Here is a 14349-nt window from a genome sequence, read left to right on the forward strand (position 1 = left end):
GGGGCTCTGCCCCGGCTTTTTTTTGAGGAAAATAAATGACCCTGACCGATATCGTGCTGGTCGTGTTTATCGCCCTGCTGCTGGGATTTGCACTCTACGATCAGTTCATCATGCCCCGCCGTAACGGCCCCACCCTGCTCGCCGTGCCCCTGCTGCGCCGTAGTCGCATCGACGGTATTATCTTTGTCGGTTTAATTGCTATTCTTATCTACAACAACGTGAATGCGCACGGTGCAATGATAACCACATGGTTATTAAGTGCGCTGGCCTTAATGGGTCTGTATTTGTTCTGGATCCGCATGCCAAAGATCATCTTCAAAAAAGAGGGCTTTTTCTTTACTAACGCCTGGATAGAATATAACCGTATTAAAGAGATGAATTTATCTGAAGATGGTGTACTGGTGATTCAGCTGGAGCAACGCCGCCTGCTGGTAAGGGTACGAAATATAGACGATCTGGAAAAAATATATAAATTACTCGTTACAAATTAACAGGTTATATTTATAGCCGCTGCTATATTTTCTTCACGTTCGTGTTTCTGAATATAGCCACGGCTATATTCGTTATGAAATACGCCTATATTTATTAACGTTTTATTTACCCATAAAACTAAATGAAAATCGTTATCAACCAGATAGCGAAATAATCAATTTTTGTTATTGTCTGATATTAATTAAATATGTTAAGGTTGCGCCCGTCATTGGGGAGTAGCCGATTTCCATATTCCCGGAAATGTACGTGTCAACATACTCGTTGAAAAACGTGGCACGTACGGTTCGCAACACTGCGTTCAGGCGAGACCATAGGCGCATCAACCGCTGTTTGCTGGGGGTGGTGGTGTGTTTAATGGATCCCGGTCAGGACGTTTTTATGAATTTATCCGCCACTGTTCTTCTTGCCCTCGGCATGTCGATGGATGCCTTCGCCGCCTCTATCGGAAAGGGTGCCACCCTCCATAAACCCAAATTTTCTGAAGCCCTGCGTACCGGCCTTATCTTTGGTGCCGTTGAAACGCTGACGCCGCTGATTGGCTGGGCACTGGGCTTGCTGGCTACCCAGTTTGTTCTGGAGTGGAATCACTGGATCGCCTTTTTCCTGCTGCTGTTTTTAGGCTGCCGTATGATATTTGAAGGTTTTCGCGGCAATGAAGAAGAGGAAATGCCGACGCACCGTCACGGTTTCTGGCTGCTGGTGACCACCGCGATCGCCACCAGTCTGGATGCGATGGCCGTCGGCGTGGGTCTGGCGTTCCTGCAGGTCAATATTATTACTACCGCGCTGGCAATTGGCTGTGCGACGCTGGTGATGTCCACCACCGGAATGATGATCGGTCGCTTTATTGGCCCGCTACTGGGCAAGCGGGCTGAAATTCTGGGAGGGATGGTACTGACAGGTATCGGCATCCAGATCCTCTGGAGCCATTACGCCGGTTAACTCTCCCGCTGCCAGCAATGGATGCTGAAATCCGTCTGGCAGCGAAACGCCGACTGCGCTTTTAACGTTTCCCATACCTGCGGCTTTGCCCGCCACGCAAAAGGCGTCATTTGGAGTAGCGCGACCGCTTCAGCACCGCTGAGCGTCATGTCATAACCCAGCGTGTCATGCTGGCGCAGCGCAAACCCTGCAAGCTGCTCATTCGACAGTTCATGCAGATGGACCCGATCGTAAATCAGCCCTTTTAATTCCATAAGATGTCGGGGTCCCGGCGTTACTGTTATTACCCAACCGCCCGGTTTGATCACCCGCGCCAGCTCCTGCGGATTGCATGGCGCATAGATGCGAATAATGACATCCATGCTTTGCGTGGTAAACGGCAGCCGCTGGCTGGATGCAACGCAAAAATTCACCTGGGGATAGCGTTTTGCCGCCGGACGAATGGCGGCTTTTGCCACGTCCAGTCCCCACGTTTCTCCGGCAATATCGGCAAACGCATGGGTGTAATAGCCTTCGCCACAGCCGATATCAAGCAGCGCTGCCGGTTTCCGTAAACGCAGCTTTTCCACCAGCGCATCGCGTAGCGGCTGGTAGTGCCCGGCATCAAGAAAGGCGCGGCGCGCCTGCATCATATCTGCACTGTCTCCCGGATCGCGTGAACGTTTATGCTGTACCGGCAGCAGGTTAACGTACCCTTCTTTTGCCCGGTCAAACTGATGCCGTTGCGGACAAAGATAGCTGTTTTCATGCCGGGCCAAAGGGGCATGGCAAAGCGGGCAACTGTAGGACATAACGACTCCGGGAAAAAATGAAGGGCGAAAGTGTAACGCTTATCGCCCCGTGAGGAAATCATTACAGTGCGGGAGACGCCGCTGGCGAGGAATGCATCACCAGGAGATTTTTTGAATCAGCAGGCATGCCATCCGGCATAACGTTTTCCAGACGCAACACATCCCCCATAATCTGACTAAAAACAGGTGCGGAAACGGCCCCGCCGTAATAGCTGCCATTTTGCGGATCGTTGATTACCACCACCAGCGCATAGCGAGGATGGCTGGCAGGTGCGACGCCCGCCGTGTAGGCGACGTATTTATCAATGTATTTACCGTCATCACCGATCTTCTTCGCTGTCCCGGTCTTCACCGCCACGCGATAGTCGCGCACCGCTGCTTTGATGCCGCCTCCGCCCGGTAGCGCCACGCTTTCCATCATATGCTCCACCTGATGAACAATGTCCTCCGGCATCACCCGTTTGCCTATCACCGGCGGATCGATACGGGTAATCGACAGCGGTCTCTCCAGGCCGAAACTGCCAATGGTCGCATAAACGTGCGCCAGCTGTAGCGGCGTTACCATCAGGCCGTAGCCAAATGCAAAGGTCGCCCGGTCGAGTAACCCCCAGTATTGACGCTGTGGCAGCAGGCCGCTGCTTTCCCCGGTCAGGCCAAGCCCTGTGGGTTCGCCAAAACCAAAGCCCTCATAGGTATCCAGCAGATGCTGAACGGGCATGGCCAGCGAAAGCCGGGAAACGCCGGTATCACTCGATTTTTGTAAAATGCCGGTCAGTGTCAGTTCCGGGTAGTAGCCCACATCGCGGATGCGATGGCCGTCCAGAGTATAAGGATGGGTATCGACTACGCTGCCGGGCTGTACGATCCCCTGCTGAAGGGCGGTCATGATCACCAGCGGTTTTACCGTCGAGCCCGGCTCAAAGGTGTCGCTAATCGCCCGGTTGCGAAAATCATCCAGCGTCGCATTTTCCCGGTTGTTCGGATTAAAATCCGGGTAGCTCGCCATTGAGAGGATTTCCCCGGTATCGATCTTAATTAATACTGCCGCCCCGGACTGCGCTTTATTCCAGCGGACGGCATTATCCAGTGCATCCTCCGTCACGGTTTGCAGACGTTCATCAATGCTGAGCTGAATATTGTGAGCCGGCACCGGCGTGACGTCGTTTAGATTTTCAATCACCTGCCCGTGACGATCGCGGCGCACCAGGCGCGCGCCCGCTTTGCCGGTAAGCTGGGCATTAAAGCTTTTTTCCACCCCTTCTATGCCCTGACCATCAATGTTGGTAAATCCAATCAGATTAGCCGCCACGTGACCTGCGGGATAAAAGCGTCGGGACTCATCGCGCAGATTAATCCCCGGCAGATTCAGCTTGCCGACCCATCGCGCCTGCTGCGGATCGACCTGACGTGCCAGGTAAAGGAAACGCGAGTGCGGATGTTCATTAATGCGCTGTGCAAGCGCGTCTAAGGGCATGTGTAACAGATTTGCCAGCGCCTGCCAGCGGGCATCTGTCCCCGGACCGCCTTTTTGCAGCAGCGTATACGGGTCGGCCCAGATGGCGCTGACCGGAACGCTGACTGCCAGCGGCCTTCCATTACGATCTTCAATCATCCCGCGCGGTGCTGCTGACGGGATCTCACGCAGCGAGCGCATATCTTCTTGTTGAACCAGCTTCTCCGGCTCAACAATTTGCAACCAGCCGACGCGCACCAGCAGAATGCTCAGACACCCTAAAATCGCAACGCACACCAGGCCAAAACGTATTGCCGTGAAATGATTACCCGAATTAATGCTTTTATTTTGCACGCAGACTCCATTCGTCCATTACAAGGCTATGATTGGGCTGGAGAATACCTTGTACGGTGGGTCAGCGGTGAGAATTTAGATGTCGTTTTGCAACAAACCACGACGAGGAGAGGCGTACTGTAACAATTTGAAATGTAGCGTAAAAAAGCCCCGCAATGGCGAGGCTTTAAAGCTGATAGTGATGCGCCTGCGCGCGACAAGATCAGTGGTTTTGAACTCAGATTGCGGTTACGTTAACAGCAGCCGGGCCTTTCTGACCGTCCTGAATTTCGAACTCAACGTTCTGGCCTTCAGCCAGAGTTTTGAAGCCGTTACCCTGGATTGCAGAGAAGTGTACAAACACGTCTTTGCTGCCATCAGCAGGCGTAATGAAACCAAAACCTTTAGATTCGTTGAACCACTTAACTTGACCTTTGATCTTCGCCATTTGCAAAATTCCTTAGAGAGTTTTCTTCGCCCGGAGGCTCTAACATGGATAAAACTGAGACATTACATTACTGCATGAGGCACTAATAAAAGGTTCGGCAGAGAAGTAGTATTCAACGCAAGGTGTTTACTCAGGACTTCTTTACTGAAAATGCCACACATAAACAGAACTGTACCTCGTTTAACCTGAATGTGTTATCACATACAACGTTAATTATGGCAAGCCATTTTTAAACACGTATCGATCCATCGCACATATTTATTAGTTCTTCTTTGACCAACCCGCATTTTATGCGCTTTTTTGGGTAGCCTGAGCTGTCCCTCCCTCCGCTGCGGACACGAGTGCGCAGAAGGCGAAGCGGGATTTTGCGCGGTAGCTCATTAAATTCCGCTGGTAAAGGCCGTTACTGACGCCAGCGACATTTATCAGCGACTTAGATGATTTTGTGCATAGTTATGCGCAAAAAATCATAGACACCAAATAGCTTTGGCATACTTCTTAGCCACAATAGCTAAAATTTAATCAATGCGTAATGTTAATTAAATACTTCTACAATATGCACCAAAATAATGAAGCGTGGAAAGTATTGCATCATTGAAAGGCAATAAAAACGTTTCGATGAAGATAAGCTCTTTCTTAATGAGATAATGACAAGAGGATTTTGGTTTATACAGCTGCGGCAGGTCAGGGATTATAATGCCGTTTTAAATGGTCAGGTTATCCGCATGAGAGAGAAGCTGTTTGCACCGCTAATGTGCAGGAGGGACCGGCAACGATAATGCATCGCTGCCGGGAAGCGCTGATTATCGTTCTGCAACCAGACGAATAAAATCGTCCTCTTCTGCTTCAGGCTTTTCAGGCTGTGCAACGGCTGCCGGCTTTTCAGGTTCATTAGCTTCACAAAGCCGACGCAACAATGCATTCTGCCTTTTTTGCTGATCGAGTAATGCTTCCAGCAGTTCTATTTGCTCACTGGTACGAGAACTTGCCCGGTTAACAAAAAACCACAGCACCAGACCGACAACAAGGATGACCAGAGAAACCAGCAGTGAGGCCAGATTAAGCGCCCCGGTACTCATTAAATCATTCATTTCACCACCTCAAAGGAAACACGCTATCTTACCACTCGCGGCGGGGAAGGAAATCACTGATGAAAAAAATGCTTACCAGGGGATGAATTTGTTTACTGCACAAATACCGCTGAAAAACTGAACGTCCTGATCGCACAGGATATTGAGCAACTGGGTCCAGATGAGCAAACCGATCACGATTGCCCCTATCAGCACCACCCACCTAAATTTTTTCACTCCGGACTCCAGATCATCACTCCAGACAACCAGGTTAACATGCCTATCTTAAACAGGGAGTTAACTGCGCGTATGTCATCTTATTTAAAGAATTATCGCCTTGCACCAGGCAATCAGCCCGGTAATCTGCATTCACGACGAAAGTACAAAAGGGGTTTTCATGCGGCTTATCATACGCATTATCATGTTACTGGCGCTGGTATGGATTGGTTTATTGCTCAGCGGTTACGGGGTATTAATTGGCAGCCATGTTAACGCGGCGGGCATGGGTTTGCAGTGCCAGTATATCACTGCCCGCGGCACCAGCACCGCTCAGTACGTGCACTCGGATAGCGGCATTATCGGGATGACGCATTGTCCGCTGCTGCGTAAAAGTGACACGGTGATAGCGCAGTAGTCTTCGCCTGAATCACGCCGCCACAGGCGGCGTGATCTTCATCAGAATGGATAGGCGTTGTAGCCCATTTGTTCTGAAATCTTACGTGCCGCGGTGTGCAGCATGGCCACATACTCGTGCAAACGTTCTTCAGAGAAACGCAGCGTCGGAAACGAGATGCTTAAACCGGCAATCACTACGCCAAAACGGTCGAATACCGGTACCCCGATACAGCGCAGCCCTTCTTCCTGCTCTTCGTTATCTTCGCCAAAGCCCTGCTCCCGGACCTGATCAAGCATCGGCAGTAAATCTTCCGTGCTGGTGATCGTGCGTTCGGTGCTGCGCTTGTACTCAACGCCGTCAAGGATTTGCACGACTTCATCACGATCGCGCCACGCCAGCAGCACTTTGCCAATCGCGGTGCTGTAAAGCGGGTTGCGACGGCCAATGCGTGAATACATGCGCAGATTGTACATGGAGTCGATTTTATGAATGTAGACAATACTGTCTTCATCCAGCGCGCCAAGGTGAATGGTTTCTTTCGTCAGACGCGACAGTTCACGCATCTGGATATCCGCACTGCGAATTAAATCGACGTTTTGCAGCGCGCGGGCGCCCAGTTCAAAGAGTTTAAGCGTCAGCGAGTACTTCTCCGACTCTCCTTCCTGAGCGACGTATCCCAGTGATTTCATGGTTTGTAAAAAGCGATAAACGGTGCTTTTCGACATCATGACGCGCTGCGACAGCTCGGTAATGCCAATTTCACGCTCTTCACCAAGCGCCTGCAGGATGCCAAAAACCTTCAATACTGAAGAGACAGAATCTGGCTGCTTGTCCAAATCTGCGAGTGCCATTTATCACCTCTGGGGTTTGTTTTATAAAAATCAGAACGAGTTTTTATTATAAATTCGTGCACCACTGGCCGCAACGGTTCTTCGGCGACTTCCTTACAATTCTGCGAACTAACATTGAATTATCAGTGCTAAAATTATGACCTGAATAATAATTTTCTCACCTTATCGTTTTACACTATGGATAAAACCTTTTCTGACGGCCTGCCCGTTGCTCAACGCTATGGGGCAATTGCCACCATTATTCTCGGCATTGCCATGGCGGTACTGGATGGTGCCATCGCCAACGTGGCGCTGCCGACTATTGCAGGCGATCTCAATGCGTCACCTGCCGCCTCTATCTGGATAGTCAACGCCTATCAAATTGCGATTGTTGTCTCGCTATTGTCGCTGGCGTTTCTCGGCGATATGTTTGGCTACCGGCGTATTTATAAATCGGGCTGGTGATTTTCACCTTTTCGTCGCTGGCGTGCGCGCTGTCGGACTCGCTATTGACGCTGACGCTCGCCAGGGTTGCGCAGGGGTTTGGCGGCGCGGCGTTAATGAGCGTTAATACTGCCCTGATCCGCCTTATTTACCCCCGGCATCAGTTGGGGCGCGGCATGGGAATTAACTCTTTTGTGGTCGCCGTATCGTCAGCCGCCAGTCCGACCATCGCGGCAGGTATTCTTTCCGTGGCGTCCTGGAAGTGGTTATTTTTGATTAACGTCCCGCTCGGCGTGATTTCACTAGTGCTGGCCCTTCGCTTTTTGCCACCCAATGGCGCGCGCAGCGGTATTCCGCGTTTTGATTTGCCCAGTGCGGTGATGAACGCGCTGACGTTCGGCTTGTTGATTGCCGCCCTGAGCGGCTTTGCACAAGGACAATCGATAGAACTGATTATGGCTGAAGTTGGGGTGATGCTGATCGCAGGCTTTTTCTTTGTCCGTCGACAGCTTCACCTGCCGGTGCCCCTGCTGCCTGTCGATCTGCTGCGTATTCCGATTTTTTCATTATCCATATGTACCTCCATCTGCTCGTTCTGTGCGCAGATGCTGGCCCTGGTTTCTCTGCCCTTTTTTCTGCAATCCATGTTGGGCCGCAGCGAAGTCGAAACCGGACTGCTGCTGACGCCGTGGCCACTGGCAACGATGGTAATGGCGCCGCTGGCGGGCTATCTCATTGAGAAAGTGCACGCGGGTTTGCTCGGGGCGCTGGGTATGATCGTGATGGCCTGCGGGTTATTCGCTCTGGCATTGTTGCCCGCCACCCCTTCTGACTGGAATATTATCTGGCCGATGATCCTGTGCGGGGCCGGTTTTGGCCTGTTTCAGTCGCCTAACAACCACACCATCGTCTCTTCCGCGCCGCGCCAGCGCAGCGGTGGTGCCAGCGGAATGTTAGGCACGGCACGCCTGCTGGGACAGAGCATCGGTGCCGCGCTGGTGGCGTTGATGTTTAACCTGTCCGGCAACGCTGGCACGCATACTTCACTGCTGCTGGCCGGGACTCTCGCCACGGTGGCAGCCATCGTCAGCGGTTTACGCATTACTCAGCCACGGGCGCAGGCATAAAAAAAGCCCGACCGTAAAACACGGTCGGGCTTTACCGTTCAGAAATTACTTCAGGTATTCGCCGCTGCGCAGCGCTTCAATCCGTTTATCCAGCGGCGGATGGGTCATAAACAATTCGCTCAGCGATTTGGATTTCCCGTTGATGCAGAACGCCATCATGCTGCTCGCTTCCTGCGGCTCATAGCTGGTTTTCAGCCGCTGCAAGGCAGCGATCATTTTTTCACGCCCCACCAGACGCGCCGAGCCGGCATCGGCATGGAACTCACGGTGGCGCGAGAACCACATGGTGATCATGCTGGCGAGAATACCGAACAACAACTCCAGTACCATGGCCACGGCGAAGTAGATCAGCGGATTGCCGTTGTTGCCTTCACCTTCATCGCGGTTGCCGCCGAGGAAACCGGCTGCAATCTGGGCGAGGATACGGGAGATAAAGATCACGAAGGTGTTCACCACCCCCTGAATCAGGGTCATCGTCACCATATCACCATTAGCAATGTGGCTGATTTCATGGGCGATGACGGCTTCCGCCTCGTCACGGCTCATGTTCTGCAACAGCCCGGTACTGACCGCCACCAGCGAGGCGTCACGACGCGCGCCGGTGGCAAAGGCGTTAATATCCGGCGCATGATAAACCGCCACCTGCGGCATAGCGATACCCGCCTGACTCGCCTGGCTGGCAACGGTCTGCATCAGCCAGCGCTCGGTTTCGTTACGCGGCTGCTCAATGACTTCACCGCCGACGGATTTGAGCGCCATCCACTTCGACATCAGCAGCGAAACGATCGAACCACCAAAACCAAACAGCAGCGCCATGATTAACAGGCCGGTCATACTGCTCGACTGAATTCCCGTCAGGCTTAGCACCAGCCCAAACACAACCATGACCGCCAGGTTGGTCATCAGGAAAAGCGCGATTCGCATCATAATATTTTTTAACCTCAGTTTAACAAAACGCACTATGCGATACCCATATCGTATGGGTATTACGGCGATTTTCAAGCAAAGCACAACGCTAAGTCACGAGAATCACGCAACTTTACACTTTGAAGGGGATTTCTTACGTCAGGCAAGATATGTAAAAAAACAGGCACAATTTCTTGTGCCTTAGATTGGTGACGAACCTGGTTTTGCTATTATGGATGCTGTTTTGCTGGGTAACAGCTATGCCTTCCTCGGCCTACGAAAGTCACCAATGTTAACGCTCTATTCGCAATCTCCAGGCCTGTACAAGCGCAGCGCCGCCAGGCATCATTCTGTGGTATGACGTTGTCCGTCTTGCAGCATTTTTGATTGTTGAGTTAAATTTTTTATTAATTAGGCATGCACATATAAAGATGGGAATACATATATTTAGGTAATATATGTATTTTATATAACACATTCTGCCTAACTGCATTGAACATTATAGATACACAATAATTCATTAATAGTTCTTTAGTTTCTATAGCGGTTATTCAGGAAAGAGTCCATTATCATGATATCTTTAATTTAGAGGAATACCAATTTGATAAGTTGCACATTTCGCCTTAATGGTGGAAAAATGTCCACATTAAGCTGCCCCGGATTAGGATTTTTTTGGCTTATTCAGGAAGCGCTGGTCCAAACAGAAACAATCCGGATGCTGCAAATATTAAAAACGTTGGTCCGTTGCCACCAGGACGCTACTATATTGTTTCACGCGAACCTGGGCCATTTGGCTCCCGGCTTAAAACGCTTGCAAAATCTATGGCATCGGGTTCAGATCATACGGTATGGTTCGCGCTCTACAGAGATGACAATAAAATTGATGATATTACATTCTACAAAAATACCGAGCGAGGAAACTTCAGGCTTCATCCGGCAGGCTGGAGAGGTATCAGCAATGGCTGCATTACCTTGCCCAACGTTGATGACTATATGACACTTTATAGAGCTCTGTTATCCACGCCAACAATGAGGATCAGTTCATTTACCGCTTTTGGTACCATGCAGGTGTATTAAATGAAACCCTTTCATTTTGTTTTATTCTGGACCTACAGCTTTATAACTTTTTTAATATTACTTTTTTTGCTATACATGTTCTCTCCGGAGTTATTTCTCTTTAATTGGTTTACCGAAAAGATCCGCTTTATTCCAGAAGAAAACTGGAATGAGATTTATGGATATGGTAGTTTTGCTTTCTGTTATTTTTTGAACTGTATCGTCGTTTGGTTAACAGTAAAAATTAAAATCACTAAAAAAATGAAGCCAGAGGAGAGGACAAAGCAACGTGCCTGATAATTTGAAAGGGGATCTTAAATATCTTACCCTATGGCCAAAAGAAAGCACCGAACGTAAATCGTTCGGTGCTTATCGTTATTTGCTTTTCGCGGGTTGGGCCGCAGGCTGCTCTTTTTCCAGATGGGCGAGATCGAGCGCGATATGCACCGTCTCATCAAGATACGGATCCGGCTCCTGATAATCCTTCGGCAGATCGTCGAGTTTTTTCAGCAGCGGCTTACCTTCGCGTTTGAAGCGGTCGTTAATCCGCGCCAGACGCGTGGCATCATCTTCGGCATTCTCTTTTTCACGCTGGGCGTAATTCAGAGAAACCGTGTTCCGCTTATCCTTCAGCGCATTGAAACGCGCGATGTCCTTGATGATGTACTGGAACTCGTGATCTTCAGCGATACGCGCGTTGTGATCTTTCAGCAATTCAGGACCAAACGGCGTCAGGTCGCCTGACTTGACGAAAGTTGCTGCGTTGATACTGTCCCACGGCAGCGCATTATCTTCGAACTTCTCACCGGTTTCCGTCTCTTCCGTGCCGGTCGGCATGAGAATATCCGGCGTGACGCCTTTACGTTGCGTACTACCGCCGTTCACGCGATAGAACTTCTGGATGGTGTACTGCACGGAACCCAGCGCCGGCCATTCAGGACGCAGCATCTGATCGTAAATACGGTTCAGAGAGCGGTACTGTTGAACGGTGCCTTTGCCAAAAGTGGGCTCGCCAACAATCAGCGCACGGCCATAGTCCTGCATCGCGGCGGCGAAGATTTCAGACGCCGAGGCGCTGAAGCGATCGACCAGCACTACCAGCGGGCCTTTGTAATACACCACGCCGTCGGTATCGCTGTCTTCGCGCACCTTACCGTTGTTGTCACGCACCTGCACTACCGGACCAGACGGGATGAACAAACCGGAAAGCGATACCGCTTCGGTCAGCGCCCCGCCGCCGTTAGTACGCAGATCGATGATCACGCTGCTGACGTTCTGTTTTTCCAGCTTTTGCAGTTGAACCTTAACGTCATCCGTCAGGCCGACATAGAAGCCCGGAATATCCAGCACGCCGACTTTCTCTTTACCGACGTTTTTCACCGACATTTTGACCGCACGGTCTTCGAGACGGATACGTTCACGGGTCAGGGTGACAATGCGCGTTTTCGTGCCTTTACCGGCAGGCAATACTTCGAGGCGAACCTTACTGCCTTTCGGCCCTTTGATCAGCGCCACTACGTCATCCAGGCGCCAGCCGATAACATCGACCATGCTCTGTCCAACCTGACCTACGCCGACAATGCGATCGCCGACAGCGATGGCTTTACTTTTCGCCGCCGGACCGCCCGCAACCATCGAATTGATCACCGTGTAATCATCATCCATCTGCAATACCGCACCAATCCCTTCGAGCGACAGGCTCATTTCGGTATTGAACTGCTCGGTATTCCGCGGCGACAAATAGTTGGTGTGCGGGTCAATCTCATGGGCAAACGCGGTCATCGCCAGTGAGAAGACATCTTCGCTGTTGGACTGCGCCAGACGACGGATCGCGAATTTATAACGACGGTTCAGCGTCTCGCGGATCTCTTTGTCGTTCTTACCGGTCAGCTTCAGGCTCAGCTCGTCATACTTAACCTTACCATCCCACAGGGCGTTCAGTTCGGCTTCATCTTTCGGCCACGGGGATTTACTACGATCGAGGTTAAACGTGTCGTTGCCGGTGAAATCCATCGGACGTTCCAGCACTTTTAATGCGTACTGGTAACGTTCGAAACGTCGCTGTTGCCCAAGATTGTACAGCGCGTAGAACACGTCCAGCTTGCCGGAACGCAGCTCGTCGCCGAGGGTCGTTTTTTTATCGGCAAACTTTTCTACATCGCTGGCGAGCAGAACGTTGTGGCTGTAATCGAGCAGGTTCAGATAGCGATCGAAGATTTTGGCGGAAAAGGCCTTATCCAGATCGAACTGGCGGTAATGCGAGCGCGTAAAGCGCGAGGTAACGCGCTCGCTTACCGTAGAGTGCTGAACGTCTTCCTTAAGAACCGGAATTTGATCGGCACGGGTGATCTCGTCCACTGCAAAAGCATGGCCTGCCGCTAAAAACATGCCTGCAATTGCAGTGAGCTTAAAAAATGTGTTCATGCCAGGCCTGGCCTCCGTTTCAGAACACCAGGTGTTCTGCGCGTACAATCATTGACATACCAGACGTCAGCTGTACTCGAACGCCATCTTTGGTGATTTCCAGGATGGTGGCATCCATGGCGTTATTCCCTGCCTTCACCTTCAGGGACTGACCTACGGACAACGTAGACAGATCTGAAACTGGAGTGAGTTTTTCTTCACGAGCCACAGGCTGCGCTTTAGGCGTCGGTTTGGCGGCGCGAGGTTTGCGTTCACCCTCTTCTTTACGACGCACCTGAGGACGTGGCTTACGCTCGCGACGCGGTGCATCAGTAGCCTGCTGGCCTTCACCTGCGGCTTCACGTTTTTTTGCCTGCTGCTCAGCACGCTGGGCCTGCACGCGTGCTTTGGCCTCTTCCAGCTGTTGACGAGCGTGAAGCACGTGCTGTTCGTCCAGTTCGCCACAGGCGTTACCGTCGAGATCGACACGCGTTGCGCCAGCTTTAATACCGTACAGATAGCGCCAGCTGGAAGTGTACAGACGCAGGGCAGAACGGAGCTGGGTCTTGCTGAGGCTCATTTCACCTTCAACGCGGGCGACCAGATCCTGAAAAATGCCGATTTTAAGCGGACGCGCTTCCCCTTCAGCACTGAAGCACTGAGGAAAACGTTGGGCCAGAAAAGCGATAACTTCTTTACTACTATTCAACTTAGGTTGATTTTCCATGAAATTTCCTGATTACAACGGACGTAGCCAACAAGCCCGCAGGCATGAACAGGCGTCATTATAATGACGCTATCGGTAATTGCTACGTTATCCGTTGATTATCCTGCTTTGAGGGCAAAGAATTTTTGATAATCGCTGGCAGCAAGCAGCTTCTCAAGATGCCCGACCAGTTCGCTCAGCCCCTGCTCGTCCTCGGTTGTAAAGCGCGAGAAGACCGTGCTGTCGATATCCAGAACGCCAATAATATGATTTTCTACCGTCAACGGCAGGACGATTTCAGCATTGCTGGCGGAATCGCAAGCGATATGGCCAGCAAAGGCATGGACATCTTCAACCCGCTGGATGCGGTTTTCAGCAACGGCGGTGCCGCAAACGCCCCGTCCCACCGGGATACGCACACAGGCAATTTTACCCTGGAAAGGCCCTAACACCAGCGTGTCGCCTTCCAGCAGGTAAAATCCTGCCCAGTTAACCCCTTCCAGACGCTCAAAAAGCAGCGCGCTGGTATTGGAAAGAATCGCCAGAAAACTGGTTTCACCTGCCATTAATGCCTTTAAATCACGGTTCAGATCCGCGTAAAATTCTGTTTTGTTCATTATCCAACCATCTGTATTCATCCGGACGTCGGTTCTTTGCCCGACTCTTTGCCCTATAAAATAAGCATTAAATGCGTTTATGCTCAAGGTGAATCCCATTCATGAGTTAAGATAG

15 protein-coding genes, 2 pseudogenes and 1 riboswitch are annotated in these 14349 nt (G+C 51.1%); of the genes and pseudogenes, 6 read left to right on the forward strand and 11 right to left on the reverse strand.

Translation table 11 applies throughout. From position 1 onward, the window contains the following. The first annotated feature begins 35 nt into the window (after window positions 1-35). The gene (locus P0H77_RS12695) at window positions 36-491 is read left to right on the forward strand and encodes a DUF986 family protein (protein WP_276157258.1); all 456 of its coding nucleotides are present in this window, start codon (window positions 36-38) and stop codon (window positions 489-491) included. 199 nt (window positions 492-690) lie between these two features. Then, window positions 691-869: riboswitch (yybP-ykoY riboswitch) on the forward strand. A gap of 1 nt (window position 870) precedes the next feature. Further along, window positions 871-1434 (forward strand): manganese efflux pump MntP, encoded by a 564-nt coding sequence (gene mntP / locus P0H77_RS12700; protein ID WP_276157259.1) that lies wholly within the window; start codon window positions 871-873, stop codon window positions 1432-1434. On the opposite strand, the gene rlmA is transcribed toward mntP, so the two are convergent. From rlmA to mgrB, 6 genes and pseudogenes are all read right to left on the reverse strand, one after another. After that, window positions 1431-2225 (reverse strand): 23S rRNA (guanine(745)-N(1))-methyltransferase, encoded by a 795-nt coding sequence (rlmA, locus tag P0H77_RS12705; RefSeq protein WP_276157260.1) that lies wholly within the window; start codon window positions 2223-2225, stop codon window positions 1431-1433. The two genes, mntP and rlmA, sit on opposite strands and share 4 nt — an antisense overlap. Window positions 2226-2286: 61 nt before the next feature. Next, window positions 2287-4032, reverse strand: coding sequence for a peptidoglycan glycosyltransferase FtsI (gene ftsI, locus P0H77_RS12710; RefSeq protein WP_276157261.1), 1746 nt, complete (start codon window positions 4030-4032; stop codon window positions 2287-2289). A 217-nt stretch (window positions 4033-4249) separates the two neighbouring features. Next, window positions 4250-4459 (reverse strand): transcription antiterminator/RNA stability regulator CspE, encoded by a 210-nt coding sequence (gene cspE, locus P0H77_RS12715; protein ID WP_001062678.1) that lies wholly within the window; start codon window positions 4457-4459, stop codon window positions 4250-4252. A 39-nt stretch (window positions 4460-4498) separates the two neighbouring features. Then, window positions 4499-4620: pseudogene (locus P0H77_RS23200) on the reverse strand (DUF2627 domain-containing protein). Between the two features lie 642 nt (window positions 4621-5262). Next, entirely contained in the window at window positions 5263-5550 is a 288-nt protein-coding gene (locus P0H77_RS12725) for a YebO family protein (protein WP_276157262.1), read from the reverse strand. Between the two features lie 72 nt (window positions 5551-5622). Next, window positions 5623-5766 carry a PhoP/PhoQ regulator MgrB gene (mgrB, locus tag P0H77_RS12730; RefSeq protein WP_276157263.1) on the reverse strand — a complete coding sequence of 48 codons (144 nt, stop codon included), beginning with the start codon at window positions 5764-5766 and terminating at the stop codon, window positions 5623-5625. Between the two features lie 160 nt (window positions 5767-5926). Between mgrB and P0H77_RS12735 the strand changes: the two genes are divergently transcribed. Next, on the forward strand, window positions 5927-6163 hold the full coding sequence (locus P0H77_RS12735) for a YobH family protein (protein ID WP_276157264.1): 237 nt from the start codon (window positions 5927-5929) through the stop codon (window positions 6161-6163). A gap of 41 nt (window positions 6164-6204) precedes the next feature. Here P0H77_RS12735 and kdgR read toward each other — a convergent pair whose 3' ends face one another. Continuing rightward, a complete protein-coding gene (kdgR, locus tag P0H77_RS12740) occupies window positions 6205-6996 on the reverse strand; it encodes a DNA-binding transcriptional regulator KdgR (protein WP_276157265.1) in 792 nt (263 codons plus the stop codon). A 177-nt stretch (window positions 6997-7173) separates the two neighbouring features. On the opposite strand from kdgR, the pseudogene P0H77_RS12745 reads away from it, so the two are divergent. Further along, window positions 7174-8546: pseudogene (locus P0H77_RS12745) on the forward strand (MFS transporter). Between the two features lie 45 nt (window positions 8547-8591). Here the strand turns inward: P0H77_RS12745 and htpX are convergent. Continuing rightward, a complete protein-coding gene (htpX, locus tag P0H77_RS12750; RefSeq protein ID WP_276157266.1) occupies window positions 8592-9473 on the reverse strand; it encodes a protease HtpX in 882 nt (293 codons plus the stop codon). 651 nt (window positions 9474-10124) lie between these two features. On the opposite strand from htpX, the gene P0H77_RS12755 reads away from it, so the two are divergent. Further along, window positions 10125-10529, forward strand: a complete 405-nt coding sequence (locus tag P0H77_RS12755) for a DUF2778 domain-containing protein (RefSeq protein WP_346429437.1) — start codon at window positions 10125-10127, stop codon at window positions 10527-10529. Further along, a complete protein-coding gene (locus P0H77_RS12760) occupies window positions 10530-10805 on the forward strand; it encodes a hypothetical protein (protein ID WP_276157267.1) in 276 nt (91 codons plus the stop codon). Between the two features lie 78 nt (window positions 10806-10883). Here the strand turns inward: P0H77_RS12760 and prc are convergent, their stop codons facing one another. From prc to P0H77_RS12775, 3 genes are all read right to left on the reverse strand, one after another. After that, window positions 10884-12932 (reverse strand): carboxy terminal-processing peptidase, encoded by a 2049-nt coding sequence (gene prc / locus P0H77_RS12765; protein WP_276157268.1) that lies wholly within the window; start codon window positions 12930-12932, stop codon window positions 10884-10886. Between the two features lie 19 nt (window positions 12933-12951). Continuing rightward, window positions 12952-13638: an RNA chaperone ProQ gene (gene proQ / locus P0H77_RS12770; RefSeq protein WP_276157269.1), complete on the reverse strand. Its 687-nt coding sequence runs from the start codon at window positions 13636-13638 to the stop codon at window positions 12952-12954. 98 nt (window positions 13639-13736) lie between these two features. Beyond that, window positions 13737-14234: a GAF domain-containing protein gene (locus P0H77_RS12775; RefSeq protein WP_276157270.1), complete on the reverse strand. Its 498-nt coding sequence runs from the start codon at window positions 14232-14234 to the stop codon at window positions 13737-13739. Window positions 14235-14349 lie beyond the last annotated feature (115 nt).

The organism is Superficieibacter sp. HKU1 (assembly GCF_029319185.1).
In the GTDB taxonomy this organism is placed as follows: Bacteria; Pseudomonadota; Gammaproteobacteria; order Enterobacterales; family Enterobacteriaceae; genus Superficieibacter.